This window comes from Olavius algarvensis spirochete endosymbiont (assembly GCA_900608495.1).
In the GTDB taxonomy this organism is placed as follows: domain Bacteria; phylum Spirochaetota; class Spirochaetia; order DSM-2461; family DSM-2461; genus UBA2779.
This window is the reverse complement of the sequence record UWYT01000167.1, coordinates 1-451: the sequence shown is the minus strand read 5'-3', so window position 1 is coordinate 451 and position 451 is coordinate 1. Positions and strand designations below refer to the sequence as shown.

The following is a 451-nucleotide window of genomic DNA, read 5'->3' as shown; positions in this document are numbered from 1 at the left end:
CCGTTGGAACGGGAATGCTGGCAATAATAACTGGGATGATTCCCGTAATTGGATAGATTTAAATACTTCCTCGCAGGGTGTTCCAAGATCCGGCGATACCGCCATAATAAGTGGGAATGTTGTGGTTAATGTTCCTGCCTCATTGGCGAATTTTGAAATAGAGAATATATTCTTAAGAGGAACTCTCAATATTGCCGGATCAGGGAGCTGCAGCATAAATGTAATAGACCTGACGGGAACTATCGACATCCAGGGAGCAAGGACAACTACGATTGCGGATTCCTCCTTTATACAAGGGACTGTTAAATCGAAGGGTGACTTAGCATTCCAGAGCAACATTAGTCTTGAGGGGAATTTCACTTTCGAGCTTGACGGCACAAATAACAGTTTTGGCAGCATTACCGGCCCACATAGTCTTCATCTGAATTATAGCACTGATTCGCCCCGGTTT

Annotated in this window: 1 protein-coding gene; it reads left to right on the top strand. The window is 44.3% G+C overall.

Annotated elements, in window-relative coordinates:
* Positions 1–451: hypothetical protein (locus S1OALGB6SA_RS10155; RefSeq protein ID WP_195910296.1), on the top strand; the 451-nt coding region annotated here is incomplete at both ends.